Genomic DNA, 16,194 nt, shown 5'->3' with positions numbered 1-16,194 from the left:
GCGCCGTCAGGGCGCGGCTTTGAGGGTTGCGGCGACGATCAGCAGGTCGTCATTCACACCATCGCCGAATTCGGCGAGAAAGCGCTCGCCGAGCCACGGCGCCAGCTCCTCCTGTGATGGGGCATCCCTGAGCAGCGGCGCCATCCAGGCTTGCAGGTCGTCCTCGCTCTTCGGCGCGGCCGTGCAGGACTCGTCGCACTCGACCATGGCGTCGCTGTAGAGGATCAGCGTGTCGCCGTCGTCGAACGCGATCTCGCTAGCCACGCGCGCCGTCTGGGCGACGATGCCGAAGGGCAGCCCCGACAGGGTCACGGGGTCCAGCGCGCCGTCGCGGCGCAGGATGAATCCGTCGCGAAGCCCGCCGGGAACGAAGCGGAACGACCGCCCGGCCACGTCGATGACGCCGTAGGTCCCGGCCACGTACTGCGCCCGGCGGTGACCATAGGCGTGGAGGCGCTGGTCGAGGTGGCCGGCGACCGCTTCCGGTTTGGCGCCGAAGGGCGGCAGCGGCGAGACCAGCGTGTGCAGGGCGAACATCCGCAGCGCCGCGGAGACACCGTGGCCCGAGACGTCGCCGACCATCAGCGCCACCTTGCCGCCCCCCAGATCCCAGGTGTTCCAGTAATCCCCGCCGATGGTGGAGCACGGGCGGTAGAAGTGGCTGAGCGACACGCCGCGCGCCGCCACGTCGGCGAGCGCCTCGGGCTGCGGCAGGACGGTTTCCGACAGCGCGCGCGCCTCGCCCAGCTCGGCTTCCATGTGGGAGCGGTAGGCGAGCAGGCCGGCCGAGAGGATGGCGTTGGACAGGTGCACGCGGACGCGCGCCTCCAGTTCCGCCGGATCGTAGGGCTTGGCCACCACGTCGGACGCCCCCGCGGCGAACGCCGCACGGCGGTCCTCGCGGCTGGTCATCGCCGTCTGGATGATGATGGGAACCCTGGCGTAGCGCGGATCGGCGCGGAGCCGGCGGCACACCTCCAGCCCGTCCACCTCCGGCATCATCACGTCGAGCAGGATGCACGCCGGGGTCCGCGCCTGCACGAAGGCCAGCGCCTCGGCGCCGTCGACGGCACAGGCCACGTTGCGGAACCCGCCCTTCTGGAGAAGGGCTTCGATGATCATGCGGTTCAGCGGCTCGTCGTCGACGACGAGGACGAGGGAGTCTTCCAGGATCGTCAAGGCATCAGACATGGAGGAACCCCAGTGTGGTGCGGCGGCCGTCGCGGGAAACCCGCACACGCCGCGCGAAGGCCGTCATCAGTGCCCAACCGCGGCCGGAGGCCGGCACGGCAGCGGCGGAGCGCCGAAGGGAGGACCGCTTGTAGCCGTGGCCCGCATCGTCCACGTGCAGCAGCAGCAACCGCCGGGTCCGCCGCCACATGAGCCCGACCGGGCGCAGGCCGTAGGAATCGTCGGCAAGGCGGACGGAAATGTCGGCGAGAAAGGCGTTCACGTCGCCGCCATAGGCATCCAGGCCCGGCAGTTCCAGGTTCCCGTGGATGAGCGCGTTGGCGAGCGCTTCGCACAGCGCGGTTTCCGCCTCGCAGCGCCGGTCGGCGGGCAGGTGGCCGTGGTGGACCGCCCAGCCGACGACGGACGGCACCAGCGCGCCGTCGTAGGCCGTGCGCGTGGCGAGCACCGCGGCGAACAGCGTGCGCGGCGGCGGCCAGCGCTGGTCGAGAAGAACCGCCGAGCATCGCTCGTCGACGGCGCCGTCCAGCACCGGGCACTCCGCCCCGGCAAGCGCCGCGGCCAGGGAATCCCCGAGCAGGGGCGGCATCAGCACCCGTAACGCGGATCTGGCGGCCGGCATCGCGACGGCCTCAGCGGATGATGGTGAAGAGCTTGCTGAAGCCGACGACGTCGAGCACCCGCTCGACGTGGGCGGGCGGGCGCTGCAAGGTGATCGACGCGCCCGCCTTCGACAGCTGCTCGCGCAGCAGGACGAACTGGCTCAATCCGGCGGAATCGACGATCCGCACGCCGGACAGGTCCACCGCGACGGCGGTCGGCTTGGCCGCGATCACCGCGGTGATCATGTCCCGGAACGCGGCGCTCTCGGCAAACGTGACGTCACCGGACAAGGCAACCGTCAGCGCCGGGCCGTTGCGGTCGAGTGTGTGACCAAGGCTCATGGAATCACCTCAAGAGTCAAGTCGTTGAACTGGGCAGGGGGAGGCGTGCGGCAGGCGCGCGAACGCCGACAGGCGGTCGATGGTGACGGTCGCGTCCGTGCCGCCGGGAGCATGCATCTCAGGACTCCGCCGCGGCGGTCACCGGCAACTCTGACGAGGCTGGGGCCGATGCTGCCAGCGCCGAGAGCGTGTCGTCGAGAACCTCGGCCAGCGTGGCGGCGAGGCGGCGCGCCTCCTCCTCCGGGGCCTTTTCGATGATCTGCCCCATGTCGCCCAACCGCTTGGCACCGAGGTTCCAGGACTGCCCCTTCAGCATGTGCGCGGCGCGGGCACAGTCGCCGCCGCCCTCCAGCGCCGCGAGGATCTCATGGATCAGTTCGCGCGACGACTGCCCGAACGCCTCGACGGTGTCCATCCACAACGGCCCGAGGGCGTCGGCGACGGCCCCCACCTGCTCGCTGTCGATCAGCCCGGCGGCCGGCCGGGGCACCGGGTCGTCCCACTCGATGTCGTTGGACGACCGCAGCACGGTGCCGATCTCGGCAAGCAGGGCCGAGGGACGGATGGGCTTCGTCACGAAACCGTTCATCCCCGCCGCCAGGCACTCCGACCGCGAGCTGCGTGAGGCGTGCGCGGTCAGCGCGATCACGGGAACGCCGTTTTTCGGCTGCGGCAGGCCGCGGATCAGCCGGGTCGCCGTCAGACCGTCCATCTCCGGCATCTGGACGTCCATCAGCACGAGGTCGAAATCCCGTTCGCTGGCCAGCCGGACCGCCGCGACCCCGTCGGCGGCGGTGACGACGCTGTGCCCGGCCCCCTGCAGGAGGCTGCGCGCGATGTCCCGGTTCACCGCGCTGTCGTCCACGGCCAGAATCCGCAAGGGCGGCAGCGACCGCTCCGGCCCGCCATCGGCCGCCCGCGCCGCCTCGCGCAGCGCCGCCGCGTCGCCCGGCGCGCAGGTGATGGAGAAACGGAAGACACTGCCCTGCCCCGGCGCGCTGCTGACGCCGATGCCGCCCTCCATCGCCTCGCAGAGCTGCTTGCAGATCGCCAGGCCGAGGCCGGTTCCGCCATAGCGCCGGGTGATCGAGCTGTCGCCCTGCATGAAGCGCTGGAACAGCTTGGGCTGCGTCTCGGCGGGGATGCCGATACCGGTGTCCTCCACCTCGAATTCCAGGAGGAAGCGGCCGTCCGCCCGGTCGGCGCCGCGGCGCGCCAGGACGGCGACATGGCCGGACTTGGTGAATTTGACGGCGTTGCCGACGAGGTTGAACAGGATCTGCCGCAGCCGGGCCGGATCGGTGGCGACGGCTTCGGGAACCGACGGGTCCATGCGGCACGACAGCCGCAACCCCTTCTCCTCCGCCCGCGGACGGAGAACCTGGACGACCGCCTCGGCGATCTGGGCGGGGTCGCAGTCGGACACCTCGATGCTGAGCTTGCCGGCGTCCATCTTCGAGAAATCCAGGATCTCGTCGATCAGCCGCAGCAGCACCTCGCCGGACTGGCGCGACAGCTCCGCCAGCCGCCGCTGCTCGGGATTGAGGTCGCTGTCGGCCAGCAGGGCCAGCGTGCCGAGCACGCCGTTCATCGGCGTGCGGATCTCGTGGCTCATGGTGGCCAGGAACTCGGACTTGGCGCGGCTGGCCGCCTCCGCCGTCGTCTTGGCCGCCCGCAGTTCGTCCTCCAGGCGCTGGCGCGAGATGGCGTAGCGGATGGCGCGCTGCATCAGCGCGGCGTCCGCCTGCCCCTTGACCAGGAAATCCTGCGCGCCGGCCTCTACGGCGTGCACCGCGAAATCGGTGTCGTCCAGGCCGGTCAGAACGATGACGGGAATGCCCGGAAACGCGCCCCGGACCTTTTCGATGGTCCCGAACCCCGTGCTGTCCGGCAGCGACAGGTCGAGCAGGATGACGTCGACGCTGTTCGCGGCAAGCCAGCCGAGCGCCTCGCCGAGCTTGGCCGCGTGATGCACGGCGAAAGCACCGGGCTTGGGTTGCCGCAGGCAGATCTGCACCAGACGGGCGTCGCCCGGATCGTCCTCGACCAGAAGCACCTGGATGGGCAGTGCCTGGGTGGTGTCAGTGTTGGACATCAGGGCTTGCCTAGGACGCCGGGGATAGGGCGGAAATCTCGGACTCGATGCGGTTCCGGCCCGCTCCCTTGGCCCGGTAGAGGGCGCGGTCGGCCCGGCCGAGCGCCTGTTCGATGCTGCCGTCGCGGGCCTCGCAGACCGCCACGCCGATGCTGGCGGTGAGCGTCAGGGTGGCGCCCTCCGGCGCCGGGACCACCGCCGCCGCCAGCGCGGCGCGCAGCCGTTCCGCGACGTCCAGCGCCGAGGCCGTGTCGGTTTCCGGCAACAGGACGCCGAACTCCTCGCCCCCCAGCCGGCCGACGAGGTCGCTGTCGCGCAGCAGCTCCCGGCAGGCCGCCGCCACGCGTTGCAGGGCCACGTCCCCCACGGCGTGGCCGTGCGTGTCGTTGATGCGCTTGAAATGGTCGATGTCGAACATCAGCACCGCCGCCGGACGCCCGTAGCGGCGCACGCGGCCCAGTTCGCGCTCGGCCGCCGACAGGAACGCCCGCCGGTTGGACAGCCCGGTCAACGGATCCGTGGTGGCGAGGATCTTGAGTTCGCTCTCGAAGCGCTTGCGTTCCGTCACGTCGCGGATGACCGCCGTCAGCAGCAGCCCGTCCTGCTGGACGTCCTTGGAAATGGAAATCTCCACCGGGAACTCCCGCCCGTCCTTGGCAAGGCCGATGACCTCGCGGCGGTGGGCCATGCTGCGCGACGACGGCCCGGTGGCGGCGTAGTCGTTCACATGGGACGCGTGGCTCTGCTGGTAGCGCTCCGGCAGAAGGGTGTTCAGCGGCGCGCCGGCGACCTCGTCCGCCGCGTAGCCGAACATGCGCTCGGCGGCCGGATTGAACAGCACGATGCGGTGGCCCTGGTCCACCGACACGATGGCGTCCTGGGCCAGCGTGATGATGCCCTGCAAGCGCTGTTCGGACTGCCGCAGCTTCTCTTCGAGCTGCTTGCGGGCGATGGCGTAGCGGATGGCGCGTTGCAGGCCGAGCCCGTCGGTGGTGCCCTTGAACAAATAGTCCTGGGTGCCCGCCGCCACGGCCTCCATGGCGAAGTCCTCGTCGTCGTGCCCGGTCAGCACGATCAGCGGCATGGCCGGGCTGGCCTCGCGCACCCGGCGGATGGTGTCGAAGCCGGACGAATCCGGCAGCGTCAGGTCGAGCAGAACGACGTCGCAGTGGTTGTCCCTCAACGAGGCGAGGCCATCCTCCAGCGTCAAGCGGTGGGTCAGCGTGAAGCGGCCTCCCAGCGAGCGGAGCGCATGGCGGACCAGCCCCGCGTCGGCGGGGTCGTCCTCGACCAGAAGAACGTCAATTATCGACCTGTCGGCCATGCGGCGTCTCGCTCAACGAATACGGTGCGATTACTTCGGTAACTTCACGGTGCGGAACCAATAGCTCTCGACAGTGTGGATCAGCGCGAAGAAGTCCTCCACGTCCATCGGCTTGGTGACGAAGCTGTTGGCGCCGCTCAGATAGCTGGCCTCGATGTCGCGCTGCACGTCCGACGTGGTCAGCACGACGACGGGAATGCCCCGCAGATCCGGGTCGCCCTTCAGGTCGCCAAGGACTTCGCGGCCATCCTTGCGCGGCATGTTGAGGTCGAGCAGGATCAGATCCGGGCGCGGGGCGGACGCATGGCGCTCGCCCTCCCGGCGCAGGAACGCCAGCGCCTCGACACCGTCCTTGGCGTGGTGGACCTCACACGGGATCGGCCCTTGCTTCAGCGCCCGCCTTGCGAGCGCCGCGTCCGCCGGATCGTCCTCCACCAGCAGGATGGTGAACGCTTTGTCGTCCTGAATGGGCATCATAAGCCTCGGTGATCATGGTCGGCAGGAATACGGAAAAGGTGCTGCCGGCGCCGGGCGCCGACGCGACCTCGATGCGGCCGCCCAGCCGGTCCGCCATCTTGCGCACGATGGCCAGACCCATGCCGGTGCCGGGGTAGTCGGCGCGGCTGTGCAGGCGCTGGAAGATCTCGAAGATCCGTTCGAAATACTGCGGTTCGATGCCGATGCCGTTGTCGCTCACGTCGATCACGTCGAAAGCGCCCTCGCGCCGCGCGCCGATGCGGATGCGGAGCGGCCGGTCGGCGGAGCGGTATTGCACGGCGTTGGCGACGAGCACGGAAAAGATCTCCGTCAGCCGCCGCGCGTCGGCCGCGACCGCCGGCAGCGGCGACACGTCGATCTCGGCCTGCGCCGCCGCGATGGAGTGGGCGAGCTTGCCCAGCGCGGCATCCAGGGCGTCGCCCGCCGGGGTCGCCCCCGGCGACAGGGGAAGGGCCTTTTCCGCGAGGTAGAGCTGGATGTCCCGCAGCAGCACCTTCATCCGCGAGGCGGCCGAGACGACCTCGCCCAGCCACTCCCGCCCCTCGTCGTCGAGGCTGGCGCCATGGTTGGCGCTCACCAGCTGGCTGTAGCTGGTGAGCGCCCGCAAGGGCTCCTGAAGGTCGTGGGCGGCGGCGTAGGCCAGCCGCTCGACCTCCTCGTTCGCCAGACGCAACTCGTCCGCATGCCGGCGCAACTGGTGCTGCGCCCGCTCCCGGCGATCCAGCAGATTGCCGAAGCCGAGCGCCCCGGCCAGCAGCACGGCCGTGACCAGACTTCCGACGATGTACAGGTTGCGCTCGACGGATGCGCCCTGCTCCAGCACGTCCTCGTCGGCGATCTGCACGCCCACGACGAGCGGGAAGGTCTTGATCTGGCGCCAGCCCGTGTGCCGCTCCATCCCGTCCAGGAAGCTGGTGACCGAGGTGACGCCCACCGGCTGCGCCGGATCGAAGAAGGGATAGCTGGACGGCAGCACCTCGCCGAGTCCCTGGGTGCCGGCCTCTTGCCGGTTGAACCGGGCGCGAACGACCTGATCCATTCCGGCCAGCAGGGTCACGCCGTGCGGCCCGGTGTCGATCGCCTCGAAATTGGCGATGAAGTAGTCCGGCTCGACCGACAGCACGATGACGCCGGCGAAGGAGCCGTTCGGATTGTACAGCCGCCGCGTGAACTGGATGGACCACCGCTGCGAGACGCGCCCGAGCACCGGTTTGCTGATGTAGAGCTCGTCGCGGTCGGAGTCGCGGTGCACCCGGAAATGCTCGCGGTCGCTCAGATCCAGCGGCTTGGTCACCGGGGCCAGATTGGAGTAGACCACCATGCCGCTGGCATCGACGACCGTCCACTGGAACACGCCCCCTTCCTTGAGGTAGGCGTTCCGCCACCCCTCGCCCGGCGGAACGCCCGGATTGGACCAGTGATAGTCGCGGTAATCCAGGAGGGCCAGATCGATCATCGTGACGGTGCGCCGGATGTGCTCGGCGAACACGCGCGCCATGTTGTTGGCATCGACCTGGGCACCGGCACGCAACGCCCCGCGATTGTGCGCGATGATGGTGAAGACGGCCCCCCACAGGGCAGCCACCATCACCAGCCCGACCGCGAACGCCCAGAGGTAGTTGTGGTGTTGCCGAAGCCGCATTCTCATGCCTCCGCGCCACCGGACAGCGCAGCGTTCATCCCTGGGCGCGCCCCCCGGCGGGCAGGGCCGGCGTCCTGCCGAGCCGATACAGCGTAACCATCCCGTCCCCCATCGCCGAGCCTGATCGCAGCCCCGATACGCCGGCCGCGGCACCCGATTCCCGAAGCCCCGGAGGCGATTGGTGAGTCGGTACCGGTTTATACTACTTTTGACATAGTTTCCCAATCCTTGATAACGAACCTTCACGCGCGAGCTTTGCTGCGACCAATGCGCGCAGGGAGGGCATGGCGCGCCGGGCCGGTCATGCGTGCGGCGCCTTGCGGGACGACAGCGTGATGTGGAAGACGCTTCCCTCTCCCAGTCGGGACTCGACCCAGATGCGGCCGCCGTGGTGCTCGACGATCTTCTTGCACACGGCGAGGCCGACGCCCGTGCCTTCGTACTCGTCGCGGCCGTGCAGCCGTTGGAAGATGCCGAACACGCGCTCGAAATCCTCCGCCCCGATCCCGATGCCGTTGTCGCGAACCGTGAAATGCCACACGTCCGCCCCGCCCTCGGCGGAGCCCCCCTCGCAGGAGACATGAATCACCGGATCGCGGGCGGCGTCACGGTACTTCACCGCGTTGCCGACGATGTTCTGGAACAGCCGAACCAGTTCGTTCGCGTCGCCCCAGAGCGTGGGAAGGCCGTCGTCCACCGTGACCGTCGCCGAGGCTTCGGCGATCGCGACCTCCAGGTTCTGGATGGCGGTCTCGACGATCTCCGACGCCGGGCAGTCCTCGAACGGCTTCGACTTGCGGCCGACGCGGCTGTACTCCAGCAAGTCGATGATCAGCCGGTCCATGCGCTGGGCGCCGCTGCGGGCGAAGGCGATGTATTCCCTGGTATCATCGTCCAGTTGGCCTTCCAGGTCCTTTTCCACCAGCGCCAGATAGCTGTTGATGGTGCGCAACGGCTGGCGGAGGTCGTGCGAGGCCACATAGGCGAAGGCCTCCAACTCGGCGTTCGAGCGCTGGAGTTCGGCCGTCTGGCGTTCGAGCGCCTCTTCCGCCTTCCGGCGCTCGGTGACGTCGTGGACGAGGAAAAGCAGGAGGCTGCGGCCGTTCACCTCGATGAGGCTGCTGTAGACCTCGACGTCGCGGATCTCGCCGCCGGCCACCCGGTGCCGGAACAGGCAACAGCGCCGCCCCTCGGCCGCGGCCCGTTCCGTTTCCTGCCGGACCTCGCCGGCCGACAGCGTGTCGATGTCGGCGATGCGCATGGTCGTCAGCTCGTCCAGGCCGCGGCCGTAGAACGCCGCCGCCGCGGGGTTCGCGTCGACGATCCGCCCGTCCGCCGGATCGACCAGCAGCTTGACCGCCAGATTGGCGACGAAGATCTGCTCGAAGAGTTCCTGGCGTTTGCGCAGCGCCAGTTCGGCCTGCTTGCGCCCGCTGACGTCGATCATGATGCCGACGATGCCGGCGGGAACGCCCGCGGCGTCGTGGAAGACGGCCTTGGAGAACTCCACCTCGCGCTCGATGCCGTCGGCGCCCTTGGTGAGGGCTTCGTAGACCTGGGTGTGCGGCGAGGCGAGGAGGGTCCGGTCGGCCTCCTCGTAGACGCGCGCGAGTTCCGGCGGCGCGATGGCGCTGACCGGCAGGCCCCGCAGGGCGTCCCGCTCCTTGCCGATCCACCGCTCGAAAGCGGCGTTCGCGTCGATGTAGCGGAACGCGGCGTCCTTGACGAAGATCGGGATGGGAATCGTGTCGATCAGCGTCCGCTGGAAGCGGTAGCTGGCGTCCAGGGCCAGTTCGGCCTTCTTGCGTTGGCTGACGTCGTCGACGGCCCAAACGGTGCCGAGCGACGGATCGTCCATCGCGATGCGCCGCCCGGCCATGCGCGCCCAGAACGACGTCCCGTCGCTGCGGCGCATCGGCAGTTCCTCACTGACCGTGCCGCCGAAGTTGACCATGGGATAGAGGCGCTGGCCGATGTTCTCGTCCAACTCGCCGGAGCCATGGAGGATCTGCGCCGGCGCCCCCACCAGTTCGTCCACGGTCCGCTGGAGCATCTGCGCCATCTTGGCGTTGGCCACGGTGATGCGCCGATCGGAATCGACGATGACGATACCGACCGGAACGCTGTCGAGAATGGCGGTCAGGCGCGCCGCGGTGGCGTTGAGAGCCCCTTCCGTGCGCTTGCGCTCGGTGATGTCGGTGTGCGTGCCCACGACCCGCGTCGGCCGCCCGTCCGCCCCGCGGCTGACGACGACGCCGCGGTCGAGAATCCACGTGTAACGGCCGTCCTTACAGCGGACCCGGTGCTCGTCGGCGTAGAACGGGGTTTGCCCGGAAAAGTGCCGCTCCAGTGCGGCGTGGACGGCGTCGCGGTCGTCGGGGTGGATGCGGCTGTCCCGCTCGCTGATCCCGTCGCCAATCTCGTCCTCGGCGAAGCCGAGCATGGCCTTCCAGCGCGCCGAGTAATAGACCTCCCCGCTTTGCGGGTTCCAGTCCCACACGCCGTAGCCGACCGCCCCCAGGGCAAGGCGCCAGCGTTCCTCGGTCTGCGCCAGCAGCGCCTTCGCCGCCCTCAGCCGGTGCTGCTGGCGCGCCTGGAGGTGGGTGAGCCACGCAACCGCCAGCACCCCGCAGAGCACAATGGCGGACACGATGATTTCGGCCCGGACGATGGATTGCCGCCGCTCCTCGAACCCGGCCATGGCCTCCGCCTCGCCGAGCGAGACGATCACCACGAGGGGATCGACGGAAAGCCGCCGGTAGGCGACGACGCGCGGAACGCCGTCGATCGGGCTGGACGCATGGAAGACGCCGGACGACGGCTGCGCGGAGTCGAAGAAGGGACGGTCCGGGTGCGTGCTTCCCACCGCCTGCGCCGGAGCCGGAAGCGCAGGCCGGAATGAGGACGAGCGGGCGCGGATCACCCGGTCCGTCCCCACCAGCATCACCGTCCCGGTCGTGCCGATTTCGGCCGGGCCGTAAAAGCCGGCCAGCCGCTCCGGGTCCACCGACAGCACCATGACCCCGCCGAACGCCCCGTCGGGGCGGCGCAGGCGGCGCGTGACCTGGACGGTCTGCTGGCCGGAGATCCGCCCCACCAGCGGCTTGCCGATGTACAGCCGGTCCTCGGCGGAGTCGCGGTGGAACCGGAAATACTCGCGGTCGCTGAAATCCAGCGGGTGCGCCGGCACCTCCAGGCTGCTGGCCACCGGCAGGCCGTCCGCACCGACCACGAGGACGTGGAAGCCGAGATCCCCATGCATCGGCGAATGCCACGCCGCCTTGCCGGCGAAGGCCGCCGGATCGCGCTCGTAGTCGTCGCGCAGATCGGTCAGGGCGGTGTCGAGGCGGCGGACGACCTGATGGACGTGCTCCTCATAGGCGCGCGCGAGGATGGCCGTTTCCTTTTCCACGCCGGCCACGGCCTGGAGGCGCTCGTGTTCGATCACCTGCCCCGCCACGAAGAAACCGGCGGCGATCAGCAGCAGGCCCAGCCCGACGACGATGAGAGGGATTCGGGGCTGCACGCGCCGGATCACCGCGCGGAAGCCCGAAGAAGCGAAGTCTATGGAAGCCGACACGGCGCCGTCATGAAATCGATTGCATTCTAATTGTTGCATTTGCCATCGACATGCCCGGACAGCAAGTCTTCGAGGGCGCCTGGATTGGGTTTATGCTTGTAGCCCCGGATTTCAAACAGACAACCCCCGCTGGTCGTGCGGCTGAACGCCGCAATCCCGCCGTCGACGCGCCGCGGCGGCGGGGACGGCCGATCGCGTGCAGGGCAGCAACGCGCGCTCAACGGCGCGTACCGCGATTCTTCCGACTTTCTTCAAATTCGCATCAAAGGTAGGCTCACCGGCAACCTTTCTAACGCTCCCTCCTGGTTTTGTTTCAAACACGAACGGCTCATGGTTCAAAGTGCGGACATACCGGCATCCGAAGGCCCGCCACGGGGCGTGGAGCGGCGGCGCGCCAATCCCGCCGGCGCCCCCGTGGCCAAGCCGTCCACCGGCAACCGTGACCGCGACCGCTTCGTCGGGTTCGCCTTCGCCGCCGCCGACCTGCTGATCGAGACCGACCCGAAGGGCGTCATCCTGTTCTCGGCCGGCGCGCGCTGCCGGCTGACGGCGGAGGACGTCGGCGCGCTGGTCGGCACCAGCCTGCACGACCACGTGGCAACGAGCGACCGCAAGTACCTGGACGTGCTGCTCAACCGAATCGCCGAGAAGACGCGCATCAAGCCGGCCCGCCTGGTGTTCCAGGGCTTCGACGGCCACCGCTTCCCGGCGCTGCTCGGCGGCTGCCGGCTCGACTCCTGCCCCGGCTCGCTGTTCCTGACGGTGCAGCTGGCTTCCGGTCCGCGCGGCATGCACAACGCAATGCCCGGCGGCACCGCCGGGGCCGGGCAACTGCTGGACGGCCACGCCTTCACCGCCATCCTGGAGGAACGCATCGTCCAGGCGCGCGAGCGGGGCCTGGACAACGGCCTGACGCTGCTGCTGATCGAGGGCTTGCAGAGCATGGTCGATTCCATGCCCGAGGGTGCGGCGGCCGAGGTGCGGCAGGGCATCGACGCCTATCTGCGGGGCATTTCCGCCGATGGCGACAGCGCCGGCCAACTGGGCGCCGACCGCTTCGGCATCGTGCACGCCACCGACGTGGACGGCGACGAGGTGGAAACCCACATCGCCGACATCATCAAGGAGGCCGGCGGCGAACTGGAGGGCGGCATCCGCAGCTGGTCGCTGGACATGGCCGACTCGCAGCTCGACGCCACCGACGCGGCGCGGGCGCTGGTCTATACGGTGCAGGCCTTCGCCACGGCGCAGAGCGGCGAATACACCATCGCCTCGCTGGAAGACGGCGCGCAACGCATGCTGTCCGACGCGGTGGACCGCATCGGCCGGGCGCGCGCCACCATCGAGAAGCGCGATTTCTTCGTCGTCTACCAGCCTATCGTCGATCTGGAGACCGAGCAGGTCCACCATCTGGAGGCGCTGACGCGCCTGGAAGGCATGCCGTCGCCAGCCGACTTCATCACCTTCGCCGAGGACGTCGGGCTGATCTACGACTTCGACCTGCTGCTGACGCAATCGGTGCTCGACACGCTGAAGACCTACCACCGGGAGCCCAAGCTGCCGGACGTGGCGATCAACCTGTCGGCCAAGACGCTGATGAGCCCGCTGTTCCTGCGCCAGTTCCAGGCGGTCACCGAACCCTATGGCGAGCTGGCGCGCAAGCTGCTGCTGGAGGTGACGGAGACGGTGGTGGTCTCCGACATCGGCAAGCTGAACGACGTGTTGCAGAAGCTGCGCGGGGCGGGCTACCGGCTGTGCCTGGACGACGTCGGCGCCGGGTCCACCTCGTTCCAGTCGCTGTACGGGTTGCAGGTGGACTTCGCCAAGATCGACGGCAGCTTCGTGCGCGGCGCGGCGGGCAGCGCCCGCGACATGGCGATGCTGCGCTCCATGGTGGATGTCTGCCACCAGCTCGACCTCACGCTGATCGGCGAGCAGGTCGAGGAGCCGGACCACGCCAGGCTGCTGGCCGACCTGAAGGTGCCGCTGGCCCAAGGCTTCCTGTTCGGTCACCCCAGCCGCGACTTCGCCTACTTCGCCAAGGACTGGTCGAAGATGGCGAAGAAAGGCGGCAAGGTGCTGCGGAAATAGGCCGGGCGCGAGGGTATAAAATTTTTCCTTCGGCCGCGCAGGAGTCGCGCGGCGGCGCCGTCCAATCGGTTTAGGGGCCGTTCCGCCGGAACGGGTGCCCCCAAAACCGGGGTGCCGCGCCATGACCTCCTCCATCGACACCTACCAGAAATACGTGATCAGCGGCACCTCGCTGGAAAAGACGTTCCAGCAGACATCCAACATCCAGAAGGACATCGACTACTTCACCAAGGCGGTGTCCAAGGCGGAGAGCGTCGACGATCTGTTCAAGGACTATCGTCTGGTGGCGTTCCTCGCCACCGCCACCAACCTGTCCGGAGAGGAGCAGTATCCCGGCAAGATGCGCCGCATCCTGTCCGAGAAGGTGGACGACACGAACGCCGTCATGAACCGCTTGAGCGACAAGCGCTACGCCCAGGCGGCCGATACGCTGCGGTTCGGCGAGAGCGGCCTGGACCGGCTGAAGCTGCAATCCACCCAGGACAACCTGATCGCCGCCTACAAGCAGGCGAAGTTCGAGAACTCCATCGGCACCGAGAACATCGCCGTCCGCAAGGCGCGCTATTTCGAGAAGTACATCGGCAACTCGACCTCGTCGGTCTATTCGATCCTCGGCGACGGCATCCTGCGCGACGTGGTGACCTCGACGCTCGGGCTGCCCGCTCAGATCGCCATCCAGCCCATCGAAACCCAGGCGGCGGCGATCACCAGCCGCCTGGACCTCAGCAAGCTGAACGACAAGACCTACCGCGAGGCGTTCATCAAGCGCTATCTGACGCAGTACGATCAGGCCAACCCGGACAGCGGCGCGTCGAGCGACTGGCGCCTCAGCCTGTTCGGCGGCGCCAGCGCGGACACGACCAGCAACCTCATCGTGAGCCTGTACGCCTGATGGGGCCTACGCCTCGTCCTCGCGCTTCACCAGATCGCGGTAGGCGTGCCAGCTCGCGTGGCCGATCAACGGCAGCGCCACCACCAGACCGACGAACGCGGTGACCAGACCGATGCCGGTGACCAGCACGATCAGCCCGGCCCACAGCGCCATGACACGGGGGTTCTTCACAACCGCGAGCACCGACACCAGCGCCGCGCTGAAGATGTCCTCCTGGCGGTCCAGCATCATCGGCAGCGTGGTGACGTTGGTGACGAAGGCGACGGCGGCGAAGGCGAAGCCCAGCGCAGTGACGAACAGCGTGAAGATCACCCCCTGGAACGTGAAGGTCTGCTCCAGCAAGCTGGCGACGCTCATCGACACGTAGGGGAAGAACAGCGCGAAAGCGATGACGTTGAGCCGCGCCCAGATCATCATGAACAGCATCAGCACGAGGCCGGCGGTGAGGATGTGGTAGGGGTTGGCCCGCCACGCCGTCAGCGCCCGCCAGAAGGTCGGCCGCCGCCCCTCCTCCACGTCCTTGGACACCTTGTAGAGCCCCAGCGACAGCAGCGGCGCCACCAGCAGGAAGGCGCCGATCATCGGCGCGATCAGGTAGGGCATGCCGGCCTTGCCCAGCCCGGCGGTGAGGGCGAAGCCGATGACGACGAACATGGCGCCGTAGGCCGGGCTGACCCAGCCGGCCGCGCGCATGTCGGCCCACCCCGCCCACAGCCAGCCGACGACCCGCGCTGCGTCGACGGTGCGCACCTCGTCCGCGCGGGGAAACCCCGCGGCCGCCGGTTCCGGCGTCTGCCGAACGTCGTGCATGCTCATGCTCTCCCCCCAGGAAACGTCGGTCCATTTGGAAGGGATGTGGAACGCGGCGGAAGCGCGCAAAGGAGGTATCGCAAACAATCCGCTTTGGCGACGGCTTCTATCGCCGCTTTTTTTCCAGCGCGTCGGCCTGGGCGGAGATGACCCGCTCGGTGCGCGAGAATCCCTGCCGGCGCACCAGCACCAGCAGCACGCCGCCGGTCGCGGCGATCAGGATTCCGGGATGGATGAACCACGCCAGCGCCGCCAGCGCGAAGTAGTAGGCGCGCAGGCCCCCGTTGAACGCCTTCACCGCCAGCGTCAGCGCCGAGGCGATGTTCTGGGCCATGATCTTGCGCTCCGCCTCCGGCACCGGCGGCAACGGCGCCGAGCCGAGCAGCGCGCACAGGTAGTTGTACTGGCGCAGCGCCCAGGTGAACTTGAAGAAGCCGAACACGAAGATGCCCATGAGCACCAGCATCTTCAGTTCCATCAGCTCGCGCGAGGTGTGGACGGTGAAGGACAGCCCGCCGATGATCTCGTGCACCCGCTCGATGGCGCCGAACGAGCCGACCAGCCCGGCCAGCACCAGCATGGTGGTGGAGGCGAAGAAGGTGCAGCTGTTCATGGTGTGGCCGACGAGCTGCGAGTCCATGATGCGGTTGTCGCGCTCCAGCATGCGCTCCATCCATTCGCGGCGGATCAGCGTCAGGTGTTGGTTGACGGCGACGCGGCCCTGCAACAGGTAGTCCTGCACGATGGTGAAGACGGCCCAGGCGCCGATGAACCAGACGAAGGCGATCAGGTCGAGCGGGGTGGTGTCGGCGGGCACGGGCGCACACGGGGGCTGGGGTGGGCGATGGGCTTCGGTGTAGAGCGCTCACGCCCCGGCGGCAAGGCGCCGTTGCAGCTCGTTCAGGACGAAGACGCGGACGGCGCTGGACAGGTTGCCGGCGCGGCCAGCGTCGATCTCCTCGATCAGCGCGTTGACGGAGACCCCGCGGGTGGACGCGATGTCCTTGAGCGCGTCCCAGAACTCTTCCTCCAGCGAGACGCTGGTGGGGTGGCCGGCAATGAGGACAGAGCGCTTTTTCATGGGTAGGGCTCGTTGATGCGCTGCGGCGTTGCCCGCATTTACCACA

General features: G+C 68.7%; 13 protein-coding genes. 2 read left to right on the top strand and 11 right to left on the bottom strand.

The window, feature by feature from the left end:
• Positions 1-6 precede the first annotated feature (6 nt).
• The 8 genes from ACSVDD_RS11830 to ACSVDD_RS11795 all read right to left on the bottom strand — a co-directional run bounded on the left by ACSVDD_RS11830 (position 7) and on the right by ACSVDD_RS11795 (position 11,274).
• Positions 7-1,191: a response regulator gene (locus ACSVDD_RS11830; protein ID WP_448189550.1), complete on the bottom strand. Its 1,185-nt coding sequence runs from the start codon at positions 1,189-1,191 to the stop codon at positions 7-9.
• Positions 1,184-1,813, bottom strand: coding sequence for an ATP-binding protein (locus ACSVDD_RS11825; protein ID WP_448189549.1), 630 nt, complete (start codon positions 1,811-1,813; stop codon positions 1,184-1,186). The genes ACSVDD_RS11830 and ACSVDD_RS11825 overlap by 8 nt, the downstream gene beginning before the upstream one ends.
• 10 nt (positions 1,814-1,823) lie before the next feature.
• A complete protein-coding gene (locus ACSVDD_RS11820; protein WP_448189548.1) occupies positions 1,824-2,135 on the bottom strand; it encodes an STAS domain-containing protein in 312 nt (103 codons plus the stop codon).
• Positions 2,136-2,253: 118 nt separating this feature from the next.
• Positions 2,254-4,230 (bottom strand): response regulator, encoded by a 1,977-nt coding sequence (locus ACSVDD_RS11815; RefSeq protein ID WP_448189547.1) that lies wholly within the window; start codon positions 4,228-4,230, stop codon positions 2,254-2,256.
• A 10-nt stretch (positions 4,231-4,240) separates the two neighbouring features.
• Positions 4,241-5,554, bottom strand: a complete 1,314-nt coding sequence (locus ACSVDD_RS11810) for a GGDEF domain-containing protein (protein ID WP_448189546.1) — start codon at positions 5,552-5,554, stop codon at positions 4,241-4,243.
• 30 nt (positions 5,555-5,584) lie between these two features.
• Positions 5,585-6,028: a response regulator gene (locus ACSVDD_RS11805; RefSeq protein ID WP_448189545.1), complete on the bottom strand. Its 444-nt coding sequence runs from the start codon at positions 6,026-6,028 to the stop codon at positions 5,585-5,587.
• Positions 5,922-7,694, bottom strand: a complete 1,773-nt coding sequence (locus ACSVDD_RS11800; protein ID WP_448189544.1) for an ATP-binding protein — start codon at positions 7,692-7,694, stop codon at positions 5,922-5,924. Before ACSVDD_RS11800 ends, ACSVDD_RS11805 begins: the two co-directional genes overlap by 107 nt.
• A 301-nt stretch (positions 7,695-7,995) precedes the next feature.
• Positions 7,996-11,274: a PAS domain S-box protein gene (locus ACSVDD_RS11795; protein WP_448189543.1), complete on the bottom strand. Its 3,279-nt coding sequence runs from the start codon at positions 11,272-11,274 to the stop codon at positions 7,996-7,998.
• 330 nt (positions 11,275-11,604) lie between these two features.
• On the opposite strand from ACSVDD_RS11795, the gene ACSVDD_RS11790 reads away from it, so the two are divergent.
• Positions 11,605-13,365, top strand: coding sequence for an EAL domain-containing protein (locus ACSVDD_RS11790; protein WP_448189542.1), 1,761 nt, complete (start codon positions 11,605-11,607; stop codon positions 13,363-13,365).
• A gap of 121 nt (positions 13,366-13,486) precedes the next feature.
• Positions 13,487-14,257, top strand: coding sequence for a DUF1217 domain-containing protein (locus ACSVDD_RS11785; protein ID WP_448189541.1), 771 nt, complete (start codon positions 13,487-13,489; stop codon positions 14,255-14,257).
• A gap of 6 nt (positions 14,258-14,263) precedes the next feature.
• Here the strand turns inward: ACSVDD_RS11785 and ACSVDD_RS11780 are convergent, their stop codons facing one another.
• From ACSVDD_RS11780 to ACSVDD_RS11770, 3 genes are all read right to left on the bottom strand, one after another.
• Complete coding sequence (locus tag ACSVDD_RS11780; protein ID WP_448189540.1) at positions 14,264-15,067, bottom strand: DUF2189 domain-containing protein; 804 nt, start codon at positions 15,065-15,067, stop codon at positions 14,264-14,266.
• A gap of 106 nt (positions 15,068-15,173) precedes the next feature.
• Entirely contained in the window at positions 15,174-15,884 is a 711-nt protein-coding gene (locus ACSVDD_RS11775; RefSeq protein WP_448189539.1) for a DUF599 domain-containing protein, read from the bottom strand.
• Between the two features lie 48 nt (positions 15,885-15,932).
• On the bottom strand, positions 15,933-16,148 hold the full coding sequence (locus tag ACSVDD_RS11770; protein WP_448189538.1) for a ribbon-helix-helix domain-containing protein: 216 nt from the start codon (positions 16,146-16,148) through the stop codon (positions 15,933-15,935).
• Positions 16,149-16,194 lie beyond the last annotated feature (46 nt).

Source organism: Azospirillum terrae (assembly GCF_053470425.1).
Note: the sequence above shows the minus strand (reverse complement) of the source record. Positions and strands in the feature narration are given on the sequence as shown.